Below are 20,699 nucleotides of genomic sequence, written 5' to 3'. Positions count from 1 at the left end.
TTAAATATAGTAAAGGGTGGATATATTTGTTGCAGAAAAAACAAATAGTTTTATTAAGTTGTTTTGTATTTTTAAGTATTCTATTTTTCGGTGGATATCTTCTTCTGAAGGATGGAGGAAAGAATGTGTTTGAAGAACAAAGCTTATCTGGTACAAATGAGGTTAAGAGTGTAGTTGAAAGTCAAAATAAATATTACTTTGTGTATTTAAAACAAGATAATGGAGTTCCGGATACTACTTTCATCCCTGAAAAATTAAATCCTGGATTTGATAAAACGGCTAGCTTTAATACGCATATTGAATTCGATGATTATGGGAATATTATAGAAGACGAAAAAATGATTGTTATATATAATAATAAACTATCAGAGAACAATAGAAAAAAGATAAAAAATATAGCGGGTAAACAAAATTATGCTGAAGCTTTAAAGGAAATCCAACAAAAAATTGATGAAACAAAGACTACAGATTTTAATTCAGAAGAAGTAGTTTCTCAATAAGTGTATTTTAACTAAAAGGAGAAAAAGTACAAAATTATTTATACGAAATAACTAAATGGATTTCTTAGAAAGAAAAATAATATAACTATTAATTCTTAAAATTAAAAAGAACTTGTATTGATTTCTGCAAGTTCTTTTTAATTTTAGAATAACGTCACATATTTTTACAAGATAAGAAAATACTAATGTTTGTTTTAGTACTTTAATTCCAAGCTATTAAAGCTGGATTATTAACTGCGATACTAGGAAGACATTACTATGTACTATGAATATTCGGCTCATATGATTTATTTAGGGTTTAATTTGTTCTCTTCATATTCTTTTAGTATCTTATAAAAAGTATTCTTCTTAAGTCCTAATATTTCCATAAATCTAACGCTAGTCATTTCTCTTTTTTTCCATTTTTCATAAGTTTCTTCTATTATAATTAGTTGCTTGTGACTTAATGCTGAAAGGTTAAATGGAGGGCGCCCTAAATGCTTACCTTGAGATTTAGCAACTGCAATCCCTTCTGCTTGTCGCTGATGGATTTTTTTCCGCTCTTGATCTGCAACATAAGAAAGTAAAGATAAAAATTGATCCTCCATTAATCTGCCCATATCCCCCATTTCACGAAACTGCCGGCTATCAAACAGGGTTTCATTTTCTAAAACTACGATGTCAGCTTGTAATTCTCTTGTTATATACTTCCATTCTGAAATTACCTCATTATAATTGCGGCCCATACGATCTAAGGCATCTATGATCTTATTTCTACGCTTCTTTTAATAAGTAGTAGATTTAGTGTTTTTTTAAATTTGTTATATAAGATTTTACAGCTTGCAATAAGAATTCTTCCTGTCTCATACCAGCTTCCGCTGCCATTTGAACTACTTTTTGCTTAAATTCATGATCTGCATGAAAAGTTAATGGCTCTACATTACTTTTAAAGTAAATACCTTCTACATGTGGAAGAATCGTGCCAGATTTCATATGAGAATGTAAGTACTTAATCTCTTCTTGAAACTGCAATGGATCTACTTGTAATACGAAAGGTTTAATTTCTAATTTGATAGTATCTGCTGAAATACTCAATCTCATATTTGTGATACCTAGCTCCTTATAAAATAAGTTTATTAGATTATAAGTAATGGAATTAAATAATTGAGGTTTTTTAAAGGAAAAAGATAAATACCCTCGTTTTGTAATTACCGCTTTTTTAATGAATGGTTCAAAGGTGTAATCATGTTGTTTATAAGTGGATAGAGGGAAAATATCCTCGTCTTCTGTAAGAATCTTACCGTCTGCTCCATTGATCTCTATTACCCTAGCTGTTTTTCCGTTATGTTGATGTGTTAATAATTGATATAAGTATATATCTTCATTTTGAATTTTCGTAATGAATGTTTTTCGCTCTTTTGTTTTGGTTTTTTCATAATCAAGCATAAAAATCTCTAGTTCTTCCTCATCGATAAGATATACTTGTTTTCCTCTTTTTTCTACCATTGTGGCGGGTAATTTTCCAGATTTGATGTATGTAAAGATAGTAGATGGTGCAACATTAAGAATTTCAGCTACTTCTTTTGTGCTAAGGCCTTTAATCTTATTTTCATTTTGTAAACGTTCAATATCCTCTAAATAGAAAATCTTACTACCGAATTGCTTCCAGTTATCTTTATATACACATTCTATTAATCCATCTTTTTCTTTTTTTAAAATTGTTTGTACCGTTACTCCTAATAAGTCAGCTGCCTCTTTGGTCGTTACAGTAGGTTTTGTAATGAACAATAAATCTTGTGTCATAAAAGGACACCTCCATAACTATCGTTTGTTAATATTTTAGGTATGTATATATCATATCAGAATCTGATTTATATTTAAAATAAGAAATAGATTTTATTAAATATAGTATTCATTGTTATCGTTTAGAAATATTTTTCATTCAAACTATATGTTAATGAATTATTATAGTTGTTTTTATTATAAAATCACTATAGATTTTAATTATTTAATTGTTAAAAGATATCTATTTAATAATAAATTATAAAAAAATATAATTATAAGTAAATAGAGAAGAATGTAGCGTTCTTACAGAAGGAAAATGAATTATCATTTGTATAATTAATAGAAGTAAAATAAAATAATAATTATAGGTAATAAAGAGAATTATTATTATAATCTTCAATAGGAGAGGTGAATTTGAAATATGGATAATAAAAATGAAAAAGAAAATTTATCTATTATAAATAAACATAGTGAATATATAGATACATATGTAGAGAATTTAAGAGATGTAGTTCCATTTCTGTATAACGATAGTTATGTGGATAAATTGGAAGAGAAAATGGAGCTTGCAGAAAAAGAGGGAAAGAGTAAATATACGTATTTAAGTGACCTTGAAGTTATTTATCATTTCGTACATTTACAAAAAGATATGGATGAGAAGAAGAATAGAAAAGAGGATACGAAAAAGAGTTATGTTTCTGAAATCTTGTCATTTTGTCAGTGCATGGTGCAGCATGCAGAAGAATTTGAATTGAATGGGGAAGAGGTACAGAAAAATGACTCTTTATTGAAAACATTGCAACCTTGGCATATTCGTAAATACAATTCTTGGCTGAAACGAGTAGAGAACGGTAGGAATGGTGACACATATGCAGTCGCAACACTTGCAAAGAAAACAGTACTCATTCGTTCTTTTCTAAAACATCTTCATGTATTTTCTTATATTGAAAAGCCTCTTCATGAAGAACTGCAGCGGGCAAATGTAAATGAGCAGGATCGGCCAAATCGGGACTTATCCTATGATGAGGTTATGAAAATTTTAGGGTTTTATAAAGAAAGAGGACATTTAGTAAACTATACAATTTTACTTGCTCTGGCAAGTACTGGTGCAAGAATTCAAGAATTGTGCACCGCGAGAGTGAAAGATTTACATTATGACGGAAAGTACTGGTTAAAAGTCACTGGAAAAGGAGATAAAGTGCGTGAACTTTTCATTTCGGAACACTTATACCAGTGTATTTGTGAAATGAGGCGGAGAAGGGGATGCCAAACGGTATTGGAAAAAGGGGATGAGAGTCCGTTATTTATAAATCAAAGAGGAAATACTTATAACTCTAAAACACTATCGAATCAAGTAACAGATATGATAAAAAAGACAAACTTAGAGTTTCTACAGTATCGTGAAAATCCTGTAACGGCACATACATTCCGTCATGCATTCGCAATCATGGCAGTTGAACAAGGAAATGCAGATTTATATCATTTAATGCAAACATTGGGGCATGAAAACATTCAAACGACAAAGATTTATTTAGAAAAGCATATGAAACGAGAAAATAATGTAGGTACCTCATTTGCAGATCTATTAGTGTGAATTTGAAACACTCCAAACCTTATTTAATTATGTATTTTTTATATAATTAAATAAGGTTTTATTCGTGCGGAAATGTAAATGGATAATTATTGGTAAGTAAATAAAATTATAATTTCACCTGTTAGTTGGTAGATAAGTATAGAGACAGCTAGTGAATTAGGAGACATTTGGGTTAGAGAAATTTTCACATGTAAATAGTTCTGTAGGTGGAAAAATTACGAGATATTTATTTTGAATTAGATAGGAATAATTATCAGATGAAAAGACCTGAAACTGTTTTCCGTATAGCCATAATAAAGTTGTTTAATTTCTAATAAGAGTAGCACTACATGGCTATCAACTTAAGAATTTATAATTAATCCAGAACAATAAATTTTCGCGCAATTTACTTGATTTCATTGTTTTAGTGTAGTTTATTTTGTTAGGTTACAAGTGATGTGGCAGTACTCCTATAAAAATACATAAAAAAATCATTATACATATACAAAAGAGGATTATGTTAATACTAAAATTAAATATTTTAATACATAGAACTTTTAAGAATTTTACATGTTTTTATATTTTAAAAATTAATATCGTATATTTTAGATTCTTAGTATACAATATATTATCTGAACTATATATAAGAATGGAGAGTTTTAATTGGAATTTTTAGCAAACAGTAAGGTTGGTACAAAACTAAACATATTAATACTTATATCTTGTATCTCCTGTATAGTATTATCCCTAATAGGCGGATGGGGTCTAGAAAGAGGAAAAAGTGCTTCTTCTAATATGTATGAAGATGACTTAAAATCAATCGAGTGGATAGGAACCATAGAATCTAACTTTTACCATGTTAATATGAACTTTATGGAAATAATGCTATCCAAAGATGAGAAAAGAATGAACGATTTGATAAAAGAAATGGATGGGATGCGTAAGGAAAACGATCAGTTATTAAAGCAGTATGAAGCTAAAATTATCTCTAATAAAGAAAAAGAACTATATAACAAATTTCATGAAGCATTTAATGAATTAAGAACTCAAATAAAAAAAGCACAAGAATTAGGGAAATCTAATAATGAGGAAGCTTATGCCTATTATCTAAAAGAAATTGAACCTAATATGCAAAAAACAATTCAGTCAATTCGTGAACTAATTATATATAATAGTAATAATGCAGACCAGTTACAGAAAGTTAACAATAGCAGTGCTCAAAATACAATGATAATGTTTGTGGTTATTTCAATTTTAGCAATTGTCATAGTTATATTTATTGGATATATTATTAAACTTACTATACGAAAACCACTTATTTTATTACAAAATGATATGGAAAAAGTAGCTGCAGGTGATTTAACAATACGTACTTCTTATAAAGCAAATAATGAGTTAGGAATCATTGTACAGTCTTTTAATAGTATGTTAGATAACCTCCAACAATTAATTGCCAATGTTAAGGCAACAACACAAGAGGTGATTTCTTCTACGGAGGGGGTTTTACAAGATACAAAGCGAGCATCTAATATTTCAAATGAGGTTGTTCAGACTATTACTGAAGTAAAAGAAAAAATAGCAGGACAGGTAACTAGTATTCAAGAGAGTTCATCGTCAATGGAAGAAATAACAATTGGTGTCCAAACAGTAGCTGAATCTTCAGCAGTAGTTGCTGAGGTAGCAGTAACAACCACGGAACAAATACATAAAGGTAGTGAAGTGATAAAACATTCTATTCTTCAAATGAATAGTGTTCATGATGTTGTCGAGGAAACATCAAAAGTAATAGATAGACTTGTTACACGTACACAACAGATTGATACAGCTTTGGATGCAATTACTAATATTGCCGAGCAAACTAATCTTCTTGCTCTAAATGCTGCTATTGAAGCGGCACGTGCTGGAGAGAACGGGAAAGGGTTTGCAGTGGTTGCAGCAGAAGTGAGGGATTTGGCCGAAAAGTCTAAAGAGTCCGCGAATGAAATTAATCATTTAATCAAATCTATTCAACAAGATACTCAAGATACAGTTCATGTCATGCAAAAAGGAGAACAAAAAGCAGCAGAAGGAAAAGAAGCGGCCCACAAAGCGGATCAAACATTCTCATCTATTATGAGAGACATTGATAAAATTACAAGTCAAATTCAAGAAGTCTCTGCAGCAACAGAAGAGATGTCTGCTGGCACAGAAGAAGTAAATGCGTCTCTTTCACTAGTATCTGATACTGCAGCACAAGTAGAAAGAGAAACAACTCAAACAGTACAATCAATTCAATCACAATCAGATTCGATCAAAAAAATTTCAATACAGTCAAACAATATGAAAGAAAAGGTAGAAGCATTAACAGAATTACTCTCAAGATTTATTATTACAGAACAAAAAATAAATAGTAAATCAAAAGACAATTTGGAACAATAAATAAGAAATATCTTTATATAATAATTTTAAGATAATTGAAATAATATGCGATATTTTAAGATGCAAAAACACCTTTCATTCACTATTAATGAAAGGTGTTTTTGCATGTATCTTTTCGAGCATTACTTATATAAATTTATGTTGATGATATTTCGCTTTGTATAATCCCCTTAGTTTACCTAGAATAGATGGGCTAGGAGAGAATTCAATGAATCAGGGATTAATATATAAGTTAAATTGTAACGATTCTTTTAACTATTAAAACAGTATGTAATATTGCAATTTATCTTGAAAGCAATTCTAAATATCTAATTCCATTAGGATTTTTGAATAAAATATATATAATCTATATAGAAGAGATAACATCCTTTTTTATACTAGTGAATAGTGCAAAATTAGTACTTAAAGGCTTATGAAGAAAAGTTGTTTTTTTCTAAAAAATGAATGTTTATACGTTATTTATTATTTTTATGCTAATGTGATTTTATATATCATAAACTTATTAATTTCCATCTACAATAATTATTTATTACAACAGCTTATATACCTAAAATAAGATGTTTCGACAATGGACGATATAAGTATCTTTATAATGACTTTCCAACATAATCAATGTGTTAATGAAAGGAATTCTGTATTATTTTTGCTTTTATACTAACTAATACAGCTTCAAACAAAGGACACAATTGCTACATCATAAGTGTAATCTATTACCTATTCAATATTCTGTTTATTCAATCATTCTAAAAATAAAAAAAGATTAAACTCATAAATATACAAGTTATAATGAGGGCGTTGAAAGATAATTTATTACTCTCTAAAGAAAATATTAAAGCTAGTTTTGTGAAAAAATTATAAAGACCTTGCAAGTAACCTTCAAAAATTAGACACTGATATGATTATACTACGAAATTTTTTTGATCTGAGAGGAAATTTATTCGACAAAAAAGAAAGCGCTATCAAATAATCTTATTTTCAATTAATCATTGTAATAACCTAGATTTAACTACAATTAAAAATTATAAATTATGGAGGTGCTTTATAAATATGAATGTAGCATCTATTAAAGAAAAAAAGATTATCAAATACAAAAGTTGTTTTGATGTGATTGGACCCATAATGATAGGTCCTTCAAGTTCACATACTGCAGGTGCTTTGGCTATTGGAACAATTGCGAATAAATTATTTCAAGGTCTTCCAAAAAAAGTCGTGGTAAGATACTATGAATCATTTGCTGAAACCCATAAAGGACATGGAACTGACTTTGCAATTATTGCTGGAATATTAGGATTTGCTGCCGATGACAGCAAAGTGCCAGATGCTATTAAAATAGCAGAATGTAAAGGAATTGACATTACTTTTATTGAAAAAGCGGGCGATAGTCCTGCTGGTCACCCAAATACGGCAGATGTATATTTAGAGGATGAAAGTCGGAGTATTAGAACGATGGGTATTTCAGTCGGAGGTGGATTAATTGAAGTGAAGCATGTTGAAATTGACGGTTTTAGTTTAGATCTACAGGGGCCATTGCCAGTTATTATTGCGATTTCTGAAAGAGCTGATTTTGAATTTGTCTTACGCAGGATCTTTAAAGAATATGATGTGGAAATTAACAACTTTCATAGTTTAGAAAAAAACGAAAAATATTTATATGCATTCGCTTTGGATTCGTTATTACCTGGTAATGTTCAGAAGGAATTAGGAAAATTAAGAAATAAAGCTAATCTCATTATTCTTTAGTTATATTAAGGAGTGAAAAAATATGTATTTGGCCATAAAAGAAATTGTAGATGCAGCTAATAAAACCCAAAAGCCAATTTATGAATTAGCAATTGAACAGGAAATCGAACAAACTAAAACTTCTTATGAAGAAGTTTGGAGTAAAATGGAACGAAATTTAGCGACTATGGAAAATGCCATAAATAAAAGTATCGAGGGCGAAGGTGTATTTTCTCCGACCGGTTTAACTGGAGGTGATGCCGTTAAAATTAAAAACTATAGGAAAAATAGGAAAACTCTTTCTGGAGATTTGATGGTGTTAGGAATACAAAATGCTATCGGTGTTAATGAAGTAAATGCTGCATTAGGGGCAATTTGTGCAACTCCAACAGCTGGTGCGAGTGGGACAATCCCAGGGGTCCTATTTAGTATTAAAGATACGTTGCAGTTAAGTCATGAAGAGATGATTCATTTTCTATTCACTTCAGCATTATTTGGAACAATAGTCGCAAACAACGCTTGTATTTCAGGAGCGTACGGAGGATGTCAAGCTGAAATAGGCAGTGCCTCAGCGATGGCTGCAGCAGCAGCGGTAGAAGCAGCCGGTGGAACGCCACAGCAATCTTCTGAATCTTTTTCAATCGCGTTACAAAATTTACTCGGTTTAGTTTGTGATCCGGTCGCTGGTTTGGTAGAAATTCCTTGTGTAAAGCGAAACGCTATTGGAGCGACAAATGCTTTAGCAGCAGCGGACATCGCATTAGCTGGCGTAAACAATATCATCAATGCTGACGAAGTTATTGAAGCAATGTATAGAGTTGGAAGACAGATGCCTCGCGAATTAAGAGAGACAGGTTTAGGTGGAATTGCGTCTACACCTACAGGGATTGCCATTAAAAATAAAATCTTTGGAGAGAAACAATCAAATTAATGAACAGTTATCGGATATATTGTGAAATAGTTAACAATATATTCTCTATTGTTCTCCTAAGGATGTCAGTATATTAGGGGAAGTATCAATAAAATTTACTACTATATAATTGAAACATTCTGTAAGTGGTAACGAACCCATCCGGTTGCTGCTTCGCTAATTTTTTTGACTTTGATCAACTTAGAAGAAGGATATACGATGTGGCGCACTTTATAAGTATTTCATTTTTCAAGAACGGTCTCTATTCCTATGCCTTAAATTAAGAATAGGACACAAGGAGGAATTATTATATGAATGGGAACACTGCAAAAAACATAGAATTTCAAGCTGATAATACTGCAGTAAAAAATGAGAAATATCTAGATCCGCAAAAGTGGCATAAACAGGATACTACCTGGGCATTGAGTCTATTTGGAACAGCAATTGGAGCGGGAGTACTCTTTTTACCGATTAATGCAGGTTCAGGTGGTTTATTATCATTGCTGTTAATTACCATACTTGCATATCCTGTTATGTATTACTCACATAGGGCGCTTGCTAAAATGATATACGCTTCGAATTCTGCCGAAGAGGGGATTACGGGTACAATAAGAGAGTATTTCGGAAATAAAGCAAGTATCATTTTTAACATCGTATACTTCGTCTCAATTTATACAATCGTGCTGATGTATTCGGTTGCACTTACAAATACTGCAAGTAGTTTTATTGTGCATCAATTGCACATGCCGGAGCCTCCAAGGGCTATTCTATCACTTGTATTAGTACTCGGTCTTATCGCTATACTAAATTTTGGACAAGATATTACTGTAAAGATAATGAGCATGCTAGTATATCCTTTCATTGCTTCTCTACTTTTTATTGCAATATCTTTAATTCCACAGTGGAATACGTCAATGCTAAGTTTTTCAAGTATTTCTACTGATTCAACTGGAACAGGGTATTTTGGAACGATTTGGATGATACTACCGATCATAGTATTTTCGTTTAATCATTCACCTATGATTTCGTCATTCGTTATGAAACAGAGAGCTACGTATGGAATAGAGGCTACTGATGCTAAATGTGCTCATATACAGAAAGTTTGTTATATCATGACATTTGCTGTTGTTATGTTCTTTGTTTGGAGTAGTACTTTAAGTTTGACTCCAGATGATCTTAAGGTGGCAAAAGAACAGAACTTATCAATCCTATCATATCTTGCTAATGAGCTTAATTCGCCAGTAATTACTATTGCAGCACCTATCATTGCGTTTATGGCTATTACAAAGTCTTTCCTTGGTCATTATATAGGTGCGTATGAGGTAATGCGTGACATGATTATCAAGTCCGGTAAAAAACGTGGGAAAGATTTAGGAGAGAAAACAGTTAAGACAATGATTCTTACTTTTGTCGTATTAACATGCTGGTATGTTGCTTATACAAATCCAAGTATTCTTGGAATCATTGATGCCCTTAGCGGTCCGTTAGTTGCTGCTATTCTATGTCTACTACCAATGTATGCAATTCGTAAAGTGCCTGTACTAGCAAAATATAGAGGAAAGATGAGCAATGTATTTGTAATTGTTATAGGAATACTTACTGTTCTGGCAAGTATTAAGTCATTATTCTAATTTACTATTGTTAGTTCAGATGCAAAAATAGTAGGAGGTGAAAAGAGAATAAAAGACTTTTAGCGGAAATGAATTATATATTTTTAAATCAGAGAGATTATGGTTTTGGACAAACTATTCACCCGGGATAGTTTGTCCTTTTTGGAAATGAAAGAGATACAGTAATACTTTGTTCAATATTGATTTATATATAAATTCATTTAATGTAATATGAAATAATACATTTTTTAATAATTTATTAAGATAAAATGTTATATTTTTGTGTGGAATATATAAATGGAGGAAATGTAATGAACAAAAATTTTAAATTTACTCAACTGATAATCGGTATGAGTACGATGGCATTATCATTTGGAAGTATTCAAACACAGGTATCAGCTGAAGAAAAAGCACCCCATAATCTGTTGCAGATGAAACCAATTGGAACAGAAACTTCAAAAGATGAAATGGCTCATGCTACAAAAGCGGACGAAACATTGAATTTTGAAGAGCGTTTAAAAGTAGGCGATTTTTCACAACGACCTACTTCGGTGATGAAACATGATGAAAGGCAATTAAAGCAAAGCTATACTGTGGCAGAATTGAATAAAATGTCTGATAGTGAATTCATTGATACGCTATCAAGAGTTTCATGGAATCAAATTACAGACTTATTTCAATTCAATCAAGATACGAAAGCTTTTTATCAAAATAAAGAACGTATGAACGTTATCATTGATGAATTAGGACAAAGAGGGACATCTTTTACGAAAGAGGATTCAAAGGGAATTGAAACTTTTGTTGAAGTATTACGTTCTGCTTTTTATGTGGGATATTTTAATAATGAAGTAGGTTACTTAAAAGAGAGAAGCTTCCATGACAAATGTTTACCATCATTAAAAGCAATTGCAAAAAATCCAAACTTTACATTAGGTACAGCTGAGCAAGATAGAGTAGTAGTTGCGTATGGAAAGTTAATTAGTAATGCTTCTAGTGATGCTGAAACAGTACAGTATGCAGCAAATATTTTAAAACAGTTTAATGATAACCTTTCTATGTATGCTAAAGATTATACGAAAGAACAAGCTGTATATGAAATTGTAAAAGGTATTGATTATGATCTACAGTCTTATTTGCAGGAAACGAATAAAAAACCTAATGTAACAATGTGGTATGGAAAAATTGATAATTTTATAAATGAGGTTAGTAGAATTGCTCTCATACGGAATTTAACAACTGAGAATAGTTGGCTAATTAATAATGGTATTTATTATGCAGGGCGTTTAGGGAAATTTCATAGCAATTCAAATAAAGGGTTGGAAGTTATTACACAAGCGATGAATATATATCCTCGTCTAAGCGGACCTTATTTTATAGCGGTAGAGCAAATCAAAACAAACTACGGTGGAAAAGATTATGATGGAAATGCAGTAGATTTACAGAAAATACGTGAAGAAGGAAAGTTACAATACTTACCTAAAACATATACATTTGATGATGGATCTATTGTTTTTAAGACAGGCGATAAAGTAACAGAAGAAAAAATTAAAAGGTTATATTGGGCAGCCAAAGAAGTAAAGGCACAATATCACCGTGTAATTGGAAATGATAAAGCACTAGAACAAGGTAACGCAGATGATGTACTGACAATTGTAATTTATAATAATCCAGATGATTATCAACTGAATAGACAATTATATGGATATGAAACGAACAACGGTGGTATCTATATTGAAGAAAAGGGTACTTTCTTTACATATGAGCGTACACCAAAACAGAGTATTTATAGTCTAGAAGAGTTATTCCGTCATGAATTCACTCATTATTTACAAGGAAGATACGAGGTTCCTGGTTTATTTGGGAGCGGAGAACTATATCAAAATGAACGCTTAACTTGGTTCCAAGAGGGGAATGCAGAATTCTTTGCAGGATCTACACGTACAAATAATGTCGTTCCTCGTAAAAGTATTATAAGTGGCTTATCATCTGATCCAGCAAGCCGTTATACTGCAAAGCAAACTTTGTTCGCAAAATATGGATCATGGGATTTTTATAATTATTCCTTTGCACTACAGTCTTATCTATATAATCATCACTTTGAAACCTTTGATAAGATTCAGGACTTAATCCGTGCAAACGATGTGAAAAATTATGACGCGTATCGTGAATCATTAAGTAAGGATGCACAGCTGAATACAGAATATCAAACGTATATGCAGCAATTGATTGATAATCAAGATAAATACAATGTACCGCAAGTAACAAATGATTACTTAATACAACATGCACCTAAGCCGTTAGCTGAAGTGAAGAAAGAAATTGTAGATGTAACTAATATAAAAGATGCAAAAATAACAAAACATGAGTCTCAATTCTTTAACACATTTACTATGGAAGGTAAGTACATAGGTAGTACATCAAAAGGTGAGTCTGAAGATTGGAAAACAATGAGTAAACAAGTCAATCAAACCTTGGAGCAGTTGTCTCAAAAAGAATGGAGCGGCTATAAAACAGTTACAGCTTATTTTGTTAACTATCGTGTGAATGCAGCCAATCAGTTTGAATATGATATTGTTTTCCATGGTGTTGCAACAGAAAAAAAAGAAAAAACAACGACTATAGTAAATATGAATGGACCATATAGCGGGGTAGTAAATGAAGGAATTCAATTCCATAGTGATGGTACAGAAAGTGAAAATGGAAAAGTTATTTCTTATTTATGGAACTTTGGAGATGGTACAACGAGCACAGAAGCCAACCCTACTCATGTATATGGAGAAAAAGGAACATATACTGTGGAACTAACAGTAAAAGATAGTAGAGGAAAAGAAAGTAAAGAACAAACAAAAGTTACTGTAAAACAAGATCCGCAAACTGGTGGGTCCCATGAAGAGGAGAAGGTACTCCAGTTTAATAAGCTTGTAAAAGGAAATCTGATTGCTCCGGATCAAACAGATGTTTATACGTTTAATGTTACAGTTCCAAAAGAAGTAGATATTTCTGTGGTAAATGAACAAAACATTGGGATGACATGGGTACTTTATCATGAATCAGATATGCAAAATTACGTAGCTTGTGGTGAAGATGAAGGAAATGCTATAAAGGGGAAATTCGTAGCGAAACCAGGGAAATATTATTTGAATGTGTATAAATTTGATGATAATAATGGTGAATATTCATTAATCGTAAAATAAATTTATTTTCAATATGTATATAACGGTTGTTTTTTAGGAGGAGTCTATCACGATAGGCACCTCCTATTTTTTTATGGTCTCTGTCACAAGGTAATAATAAAAACAGAAACGTTTTCGTTAGATAGAGGGAATTGTCTTAATTGGAGTTCTTTTTCAAGAGGAATAAGAAGACTTTGTTTTTCTGTCAAAATTTGAATGTTTTTAAATGATAATTTTGATACAAAGATAGGTTCATTCTTGTTTATAATAAACATTCGGACATTATTATATTATGTAATAAAGAAGTTACACTACATTAGAAGAAAACAAATAAGGGAGAGAGGATACTATGACGAGATTTACGAATCAGCACGTAGAAAACTTAATTTTAGAAGAGGATGTAGAGCTTTTAAAAGTTAAGGCACACCCAATGCGTTTGAAACTAATCAGTGGGCTTTCAAAACATAAAACACTAAATGTAACCTAAATGACCGAAATTTTAAATATTCCACAATCAACAGTTTCCCATCTCTTATCTAAAATGAGAGGGAAAGTTCTAAGAGGAAATCGTTAAGGATTAGAAATCTACTATAGCATCGAAAATCAAAAAGCAGAAGAAATTATGAGATTATTAGGAACGATACAATAAAATATTAGGCCTATCATTTCAAGAATCATTTATTAATTTTTCAAGTAATAATCACTTTAATCCAATGATATCATTATCTAAAATATGTTACGATTTAAACGGAGAGGGGAAAATAAGAAAATGATTTTGGCTTAATATATTCTATTATAAGAAAGAAAAAGTATAACTCTTCTTTCTCGTAATATAAAGAAGAGTTATACTTTTTCTTTTGATTCCGATGTTCAAATAACTCCAAATGATAAAATTTAACTAGACGCACAAATTGGGACAAGAAAGCGTAGCGTTTGATTAAAATTTAGGGTTTTAAGGATTTCAAGGTTAATTTCATATAAGTATCCATTCGCTGCTCTAATGAGTACTTGCCACCTAAAAGACACCAGTCTAATATAATCCCTCTAGCAACTGTAAAAAGATATGTTGTTATTTCTTCTACACTCATATCATTTGTTAATTCTTTTTCAAATCTTCCTTTATTAACAAGATCATTTAGAGTTTTGTAAATTAATGACGGTTCATATGCAAATATTTTTTTGTTGAAATCGTTAAGGAAATTTATATGTAACTCTAATTTAGTAGTATATTTAGCTATGCATTGGAAGAAAGTCAAAACAGTTTTTTGTATTGTCGTATGTTGAGTTATACTTTTTAATTCTACATGTAGGTTTTCTTCAATTTGTTGAAATAACTTTTGATAAATATCTTCTTTGGAAGAAAAATAATGATAAAAAGTGCCAACAGATATATTTGCCTTTTTACAAATATCTTCAATAGTTATATTTTCAATTTCTTTTTTTTTCGTTAAATTTAAAAATACAAGAAATATATTGTTCTGTGTTTGTAGAGCTTGTTGCTTTCTTTTGGTTAAATTTTTGTTATGCAATCCTTATTCCCCCTTAACTATATATTAACTGATATCTGGAAAGTGAAAAAGTATTTTGAAAATTTTGGTTATTGTTGTATAATTTTCATTACATCGAATAATATTCGGTGAATGTAATTCGGTATAATGAAAATTATTTTTTTGAGGGGAGATTGTTATATATGAAAACACCTTATCAATCAATCTTTATGATTCCTACAAATAAGCTGTTAGGAAAACAGGCTTTAGGAGACCCATATGAACCATTTGAATGGTATAAAGAGATGCGAGAAAAAGAACCCATTTATTTTAATTCTCAGGCTGACATGTGGAATGTTTTTTTGTACGAAGATGTAAAAAGAGTCTTAGAGGATAAAGAGTTTTTTTCTAACATTATGCCGGAGAAGAAAAAATCTCCTTTTCCACAAAGTATCCTTGGGATGGATCCGCCAAAACATACACAAATCCGGTCTATTGTAAATCGTTCGTTCACTCCTAAAGCATTAAAGGTATGGGAGTCGAGAATTCAGCAAATCACAAATGATATTCTTATTCAATTATCTAATCGTGATAATTTTGATATTGTCCAAGAGTTATTTTATCCTTTACCGGTTATAGTAATTGCTGAAATGTTAGGTGTTTCTGTTAATGATATGGACAGATTCAAAAAGTGGTCGGATATTATAGTAAGTTCACCCAACCATGATGATCCGGATTATTTGAAAGAATTTTTTCATATACGTTTACAAGCAGAAAATGAATTAGAGGAATTTTTTGAAGAAATCATACAACTCAATCGAAGAAAATCCAAAAAGGATTTAAATGACATTATTTCTTTATTAGTTCAAAGTGAAGCAGACAAAAACATTTCGGGCAAGGAAGTAGTATCATTTTGTAAATTACTATTGGTAGCAGGAAATGAAACGACAACTAACTTACTTGGGAACTCATTATATTGTTTGATAGAACATCCAGATGTTTATAAACAAATACAACAGGATATATCTCTTGTTCCAAAAGCAATTGAAGAAGTATTGCGGTATCGTTCACCAGCTCAAAGAATTGTGAGAAAAGTAAAAAAAGAGATTCAAATAAGAGGTCAAACTCTACAAGTAGATCAAATTATCTCAGGTTGGATTGGATCAGCTAATCGAGACTCTCTTCATTTTAAAGATGCCGATAGTTTTAACATACATCGTAGTCGAAATCCTCATCTTGCATTCGGTCATGGAATCCACTTTTGCTTAGGTGCTCCCCTAGCTAGATTAGAAGCTAAAATTGTATTGACGGAATTAATGAAAAAATATAAATCATTTTCGTTTATTGACCATAATCTTCCCGTTCCTATCTCAAGTGTTAGTTCTGTATATGGATTGAAATCTCTCCCTGTGAAAAGTGAAGTTATTCATATAAAGTAAATGGTTTAGTTCTGATACAGTTTGTATCAGAACTAACTTTATTTATCAATTAGAACTATTGACATCAGACTATCAAAAAAATATTGCAAAGATAGTGATAATTATAATTTTGTTTTTGATTTTCATAGAAAGAAGCCAGAAGAACAAGTAGAATTATAGGTAAATAAGTTGCAGAGTGAAATTATGAAAAGAATGCTGTTTACTCAAGAGGGATATTTTAGCTTAGGATTATTTTTTAGATTGTATTGTAAATTCTATTCCCGAGCATAGATTGAAAATTATACTTTTAAAAAGTAAATAAGTTTTAAATTTGCAGATTTATAGAAATTTTATAGGATGAATATAAAACCATAAAATGGGGTGTTTTTATGTGTACTAGTTTGACATTACAGACAAAAAGCGGTCAGCACCTTTTTGCAAGAACAATGGATTTTGCATTAGATTTCAATCAAGAAGTAATAATAGTTCCTCGACGTTATCAATGGAACAATATAACTGGTGAAACTATCAAGGCGAAACAAGCTGTTGTAGGAATGGGGATTAACCATCAAGGAAGGATCATTCTTGCAGATGGAGTAAATGAATCAGGTATGACATGTGCAACGCTTTATTTTCCAGGATTCGCTACTTATAGTAACAGTATAGATGACAATAAAACAAATCTGGCTCCATTTGATTTTGTGGCATGGAGTCTCACACAATTCAATTCTGTCGAAGAGTTAAAGAAATCTGTAGATAGTATTTCCTTTTTAGATGTACCACTATCTGTTTTAGGAGTTACCCCACCTCTACATTGGATTTTAGCGGATAAATGGGGAAAATGCATTGTATTAGAGCCGACAATTGAGGGGCTAAAAATGTATGATAATCCACTAGGGATAATGACTAATAGTCCTGAATTTAACTGGCATTTACAAAATTTAAGACAATATATAGGTCTTAAATCGCAGCCATATGCGCCAATGAAATGGGGAAACTTACCATTAAGTGCTTTTGGACAAGGTTCAGGTTCAATGGGACTCCCTGGGGATTTCACCCCACCATCAAGGTTTGTAAGGGCAGCGTATAGTAAACAAAATATTCAAGGGGTAGATAACGAAGAGGAAGGGATATCGGCCGTTTTTCATATCTTATCAAATTGTGAGCTTCCAAAAGGTGGAGTGATAACGGAAGAAGGTACAATAGATAATACCATTTATACAAGTGCAATGTGTATGGAGTCTGGTATATATTATTATCATACCTATGATTGTAGACAAATTATAGCCATACATCTATTTAATGAAAATTTAGATACAGATGAAATTAAAACTTACCCATTTCAGCGTAAACAAAAGATATATTATCAAAACTAATTAGATTTGGAATAACATCAAAAAGGCAAACTTAATTAAGTTTGCTTTTTTGTAATAGGTGATGAAATTTGTATAATTGCTAATTGGTTAGCAATTATAAATTTTTGTTTGAAAGCGATGGGGTACCACCACAAATTCATCAATTTAAGGATTTGAACTATTCTTGAGATTAAAAGCATGTTGCTATTTTCTTAATTAATGAGAGAGGGTGACGTGCTTTTTATGAATATGCATCAAAAACAAGGGTTGCTATTTTTTTCGAAAATTTATCTCGATATATGTCTCATGATACACTTTAGCAATTCTCTATATAAAACTTACTTTTTAATTTTTAATTTCAGTATTGATTGTTGTATGTTAATAAAAAGTTAAATATTTCTGCACAACTTCTGCACATATCTAGGTAATTTCTATGTAATGATATATCAGTCAAGTGAAATATTTCACATAAAGGGTAGGCTACTTCTACACTATAGTTCCTGTGTAACTTACGCATACCCGAAACGACTTGCTCTCTTGTTATATTTTTACATCAAAGCCTACATACACTACAAAGCATAACAAGAAGGGAACATGAACATGAATAACCGAATGATTAAACGTCTGAAAAATTTAAAAATGAACAAAAAAAGTCTAGGAGCTGTTGCATTAGCAGCTGGAATTATTGGCACGACTCTTATTCCTCAAAATGCATACGCGCACGGATTTGTTGAAAAACCTGGTAGCCGTTCCGCTTTATGTAGCCAAACTTACGGCGCGCTGAATGTAAACTGCGGAAGCATTATGTACGAACCACAAAGTTTAGAAGCTCCAAAGGGATTTCCGCAAGCCGGCCCAGTTGATGGACAAATTGCTTCTGCGGGCGGCAAATTTGGTGGTATTTTAGATCAACAAACAATAGATCGTTGGTTTAAAAATACAATTACTGGCGGGGAAAATACATTTACTTGGAAGTTTACAGCGCCACACTTAACAAGCAAGTGGCATTATTACATTACAAAAAAAGGATGGGATCCAAATAAAGCGTTAACAAGAGCAGACTTTGAGCCAATTGGTACTGTACAACATGATGGTTCTGCTGCCTCAAATAATGTAGCGCACAAAATCAATGTACCCACTGATCGTAGTGGATACCATGTGATTTTAGCTGTATGGGATGTAGCGGATACTGTGAATGCGTTCTATAATGTTATTGACGTCAATCTTATTAATAATGTGAAACCAGACACAGAGGCACCAAGTATTCCAAATGGTCTTCAAGCTCAAAAAGTAACAGCAAATAGTATTGAACTAACATGGAACGCTTCTACAGATAATGTAGGGGTAAAAGGATATCAAGTATTCCGTAATGGAGAGATGATTGATACCGTACCAGGCACTCATTTTATTAATAAAAAATTACAACCAAGTATGGAATACACTTATACTGTAAAAGCAATTGACACAGCTGGAAATGTATCAAAAGAAAGTGAAGCGCTTACAGTGATAACGACTGTTGAGGCTCCTGATACAGAAGCACCAACACAACCAAAAGGATTACATAGTATGGGAACAACAGCGTCAAGTGTAGATTTAATGTGGAGTCCATCTGACGATAATATTGGTGTAGACCATTACGATATTTATAGAGAAACAGAAGGATCAATGAAAAAGATTGCAACATCCACTACGACTTCTTATTTGGATAAAAACTTAGTTGCTAATACTATTTATAAATATGTAGTGAAAGCTGTTGATGTAGCTGGAAATGAATCTGTACAGAGTGATACTTTCACAGTTACTACAAAAACTGAAAACGCTCCATATGAAGCATGGGATGCAAAGAAAGCATATAAAAAGGGAGATAGAGTTCTACACGAGGGAAAAGTGTATGAAGCAGTCCAGAATCATCAAGGGCATGGGGATCCAAACTGGATTTATGCTTTATCATTATGGAAAACAGTGTAAGCTTTACCTGAATATAAACTAAGAGATAATTGGCTTTGATGTAATAAGAAAAACTTGAGAAATCACTTTACTCTTTATAAAAAAGACGACGTATTCAGCGTCGTCCTTTTTTATCTATTGCATGTTTTAGGATGTTACGAGTTAAAATATAGCATAAATCATTTCCTATCTACATTGTTATACTATTGAACTGTTTTTTATAAGCCCAAAAGTCAACGTTGAGAATTCAAGTGCTTATAAAGAATACTTAGCTAATTGTTCACCCCAAGGTGAAAATTCAGTCTCTATAAATCCTGCTTTTTTATATACAAATTTAGCTGTAAGATTTTCAGGAGCATATCCAATCATAATTAAAGGGATATTTGTCTGATTATTTTGTCTTATCTCATCGATAACCCGATATATAGCTTTTTTACCTACACCTTTCCCTTGAAATCTTTCATCAATCATAAGTCTATAAATCCAATAATTATTATCATCAGGATCAATTCCAAACATAGTAAATCCTATCATTTTTTCATCAAGATAAATACCCTTTGCATAGAAATGATCTAAAAATTGAACTTCTGCGATAGAATAGAGGTTGGAGGAAATAAATGTTTGCTGTTCTTCTTTAACAGACAGTCTAATTGCTTCTTCCCAATTACTTTTGTCAATAGGCTTTAAATAAATTTTCTTCAATTTGATACTCTCCTTCTAATATTGAAGAGGAACCACGTAGTTTATGGGCTAGTAAAACGTTATCCTCTTGTTTTTTTGCCCAATCAAATAAAAATATTTTCTCATCGACATCGCCTCCTTAAA

The 20,699-nt window shown here is 31.5% G+C and carries 13 protein-coding genes and 2 pseudogenes; 11 read left to right on the top strand and 4 right to left on the bottom strand.

Translation table 11 applies throughout. The features are described from left to right. Positions 1–29 precede the first annotated feature (29 nt). Positions 30–500 (top strand): hypothetical protein, encoded by a 471-nt coding sequence (locus tag MHB52_RS28320; RefSeq protein WP_061663961.1) that lies wholly within the window; start codon positions 30–32, stop codon positions 498–500. Between the two features lie 287 nt (positions 501–787). Here the strand turns inward: MHB52_RS28320 and MHB52_RS28315 are convergent. Next, positions 788–1,243: pseudogene (locus MHB52_RS28315) on the bottom strand (recombinase family protein); the annotation flags it as partial. A 37-nt stretch (positions 1,244–1,280) separates the two neighbouring features. Then, positions 1,281–2,282, bottom strand: coding sequence for a helix-turn-helix domain-containing protein (locus MHB52_RS28310; protein ID WP_061663022.1), 1,002 nt, complete (start codon positions 2,280–2,282; stop codon positions 1,281–1,283). Between the two features lie 403 nt (positions 2,283–2,685). On the opposite strand from MHB52_RS28310, the gene MHB52_RS28305 reads away from it, so the two are divergent. The 7 genes and pseudogenes from MHB52_RS28305 (at position 2,686) to MHB52_RS28275 (ending at position 14,316) form a co-directional block, all read left to right on the top strand. Next, the gene (locus MHB52_RS28305; RefSeq protein WP_061663024.1) at positions 2,686–3,858 is read left to right on the top strand and encodes a tyrosine-type recombinase/integrase; all 1,173 of its coding nucleotides are present in this window, start codon (positions 2,686–2,688) and stop codon (positions 3,856–3,858) included. A 642-nt stretch (positions 3,859–4,500) separates the two neighbouring features. Next, positions 4,501–6,255 carry a methyl-accepting chemotaxis protein gene (locus MHB52_RS28300; protein WP_061663026.1) on the top strand — a complete coding sequence of 585 codons (1,755 nt, stop codon included), beginning with the start codon at positions 4,501–4,503 and terminating at the stop codon, positions 6,253–6,255. Positions 6,256–7,296: 1,041 nt separating this feature from the next. Next, positions 7,297–7,995 (top strand): L-serine ammonia-lyase, iron-sulfur-dependent subunit beta, encoded by a 699-nt coding sequence (gene sdaAB, locus MHB52_RS28295; protein ID WP_061663028.1) that lies wholly within the window; start codon positions 7,297–7,299, stop codon positions 7,993–7,995. A 22-nt stretch (positions 7,996–8,017) separates the two neighbouring features. Next, on the top strand, positions 8,018–8,905 hold the full coding sequence (gene sdaAA, locus MHB52_RS28290) for an L-serine ammonia-lyase, iron-sulfur-dependent, subunit alpha (RefSeq protein WP_061663030.1): 888 nt from the start codon (positions 8,018–8,020) through the stop codon (positions 8,903–8,905). A gap of 290 nt (positions 8,906–9,195) precedes the next feature. Next, on the top strand, positions 9,196–10,515 hold the full coding sequence (locus MHB52_RS28285) for an aromatic amino acid transport family protein (RefSeq protein WP_061663032.1): 1,320 nt from the start codon (positions 9,196–9,198) through the stop codon (positions 10,513–10,515). A 290-nt stretch (positions 10,516–10,805) separates the two neighbouring features. Further along, positions 10,806–13,688, top strand: a complete 2,883-nt coding sequence (gene colA / locus MHB52_RS28280; protein ID WP_137026831.1) for a collagenase ColA — start codon at positions 10,806–10,808, stop codon at positions 13,686–13,688. 328 nt (positions 13,689–14,016) lie between these two features. Then, positions 14,017–14,316: pseudogene (locus MHB52_RS28275) on the top strand (metalloregulator ArsR/SmtB family transcription factor). A 295-nt stretch (positions 14,317–14,611) separates the two neighbouring features. Here MHB52_RS28275 and MHB52_RS28270 read toward each other — a convergent pair. Beyond that, on the bottom strand, positions 14,612–15,196 hold the full coding sequence (locus MHB52_RS28270) for a TetR/AcrR family transcriptional regulator (protein ID WP_061664247.1): 585 nt from the start codon (positions 15,194–15,196) through the stop codon (positions 14,612–14,614). Between the two features lie 161 nt (positions 15,197–15,357). Here MHB52_RS28270 and MHB52_RS28265 point away from each other — a divergent pair, with 161 nt between their 5' ends. From MHB52_RS28265 to MHB52_RS28255, 3 genes are all read left to right on the top strand, one after another. Beyond that, on the top strand, positions 15,358–16,593 hold the full coding sequence (locus MHB52_RS28265; RefSeq protein ID WP_061664246.1) for a cytochrome P450: 1,236 nt from the start codon (positions 15,358–15,360) through the stop codon (positions 16,591–16,593). Between the two features lie 368 nt (positions 16,594–16,961). Further along, positions 16,962–17,948 carry a choloylglycine hydrolase family protein gene (locus MHB52_RS28260; RefSeq protein ID WP_061664245.1) on the top strand — a complete coding sequence of 329 codons (987 nt, stop codon included), beginning with the start codon at positions 16,962–16,964 and terminating at the stop codon, positions 17,946–17,948. Between the two features lie 579 nt (positions 17,949–18,527). Next, positions 18,528–19,895, top strand: coding sequence for a lytic polysaccharide monooxygenase (locus MHB52_RS28255; RefSeq protein ID WP_061664244.1), 1,368 nt, complete (start codon positions 18,528–18,530; stop codon positions 19,893–19,895). 234 nt (positions 19,896–20,129) lie between these two features. Here the strand turns inward: MHB52_RS28255 and MHB52_RS28250 are convergent, their stop codons facing one another. Then, the gene (locus tag MHB52_RS28250) at positions 20,130–20,576 is read right to left on the bottom strand and encodes a GNAT family N-acetyltransferase (RefSeq protein WP_061664243.1); all 447 of its coding nucleotides are present in this window, start codon (positions 20,574–20,576) and stop codon (positions 20,130–20,132) included. Between the last annotated feature and the right edge of the window lie 123 nt (positions 20,577–20,699).

The sequence above is a fragment of the Bacillus sp. FSL K6-0073 genome, assembly GCF_038006085.1.
Lineage (GTDB): Bacteria > Bacillota > Bacilli > Bacillales > Bacillaceae_G > Bacillus_A > Bacillus_A cereus.
The sequence above is the reverse complement of the archived record's forward strand: the minus strand, read 5'-3'. Positions and strand labels throughout refer to the sequence as shown.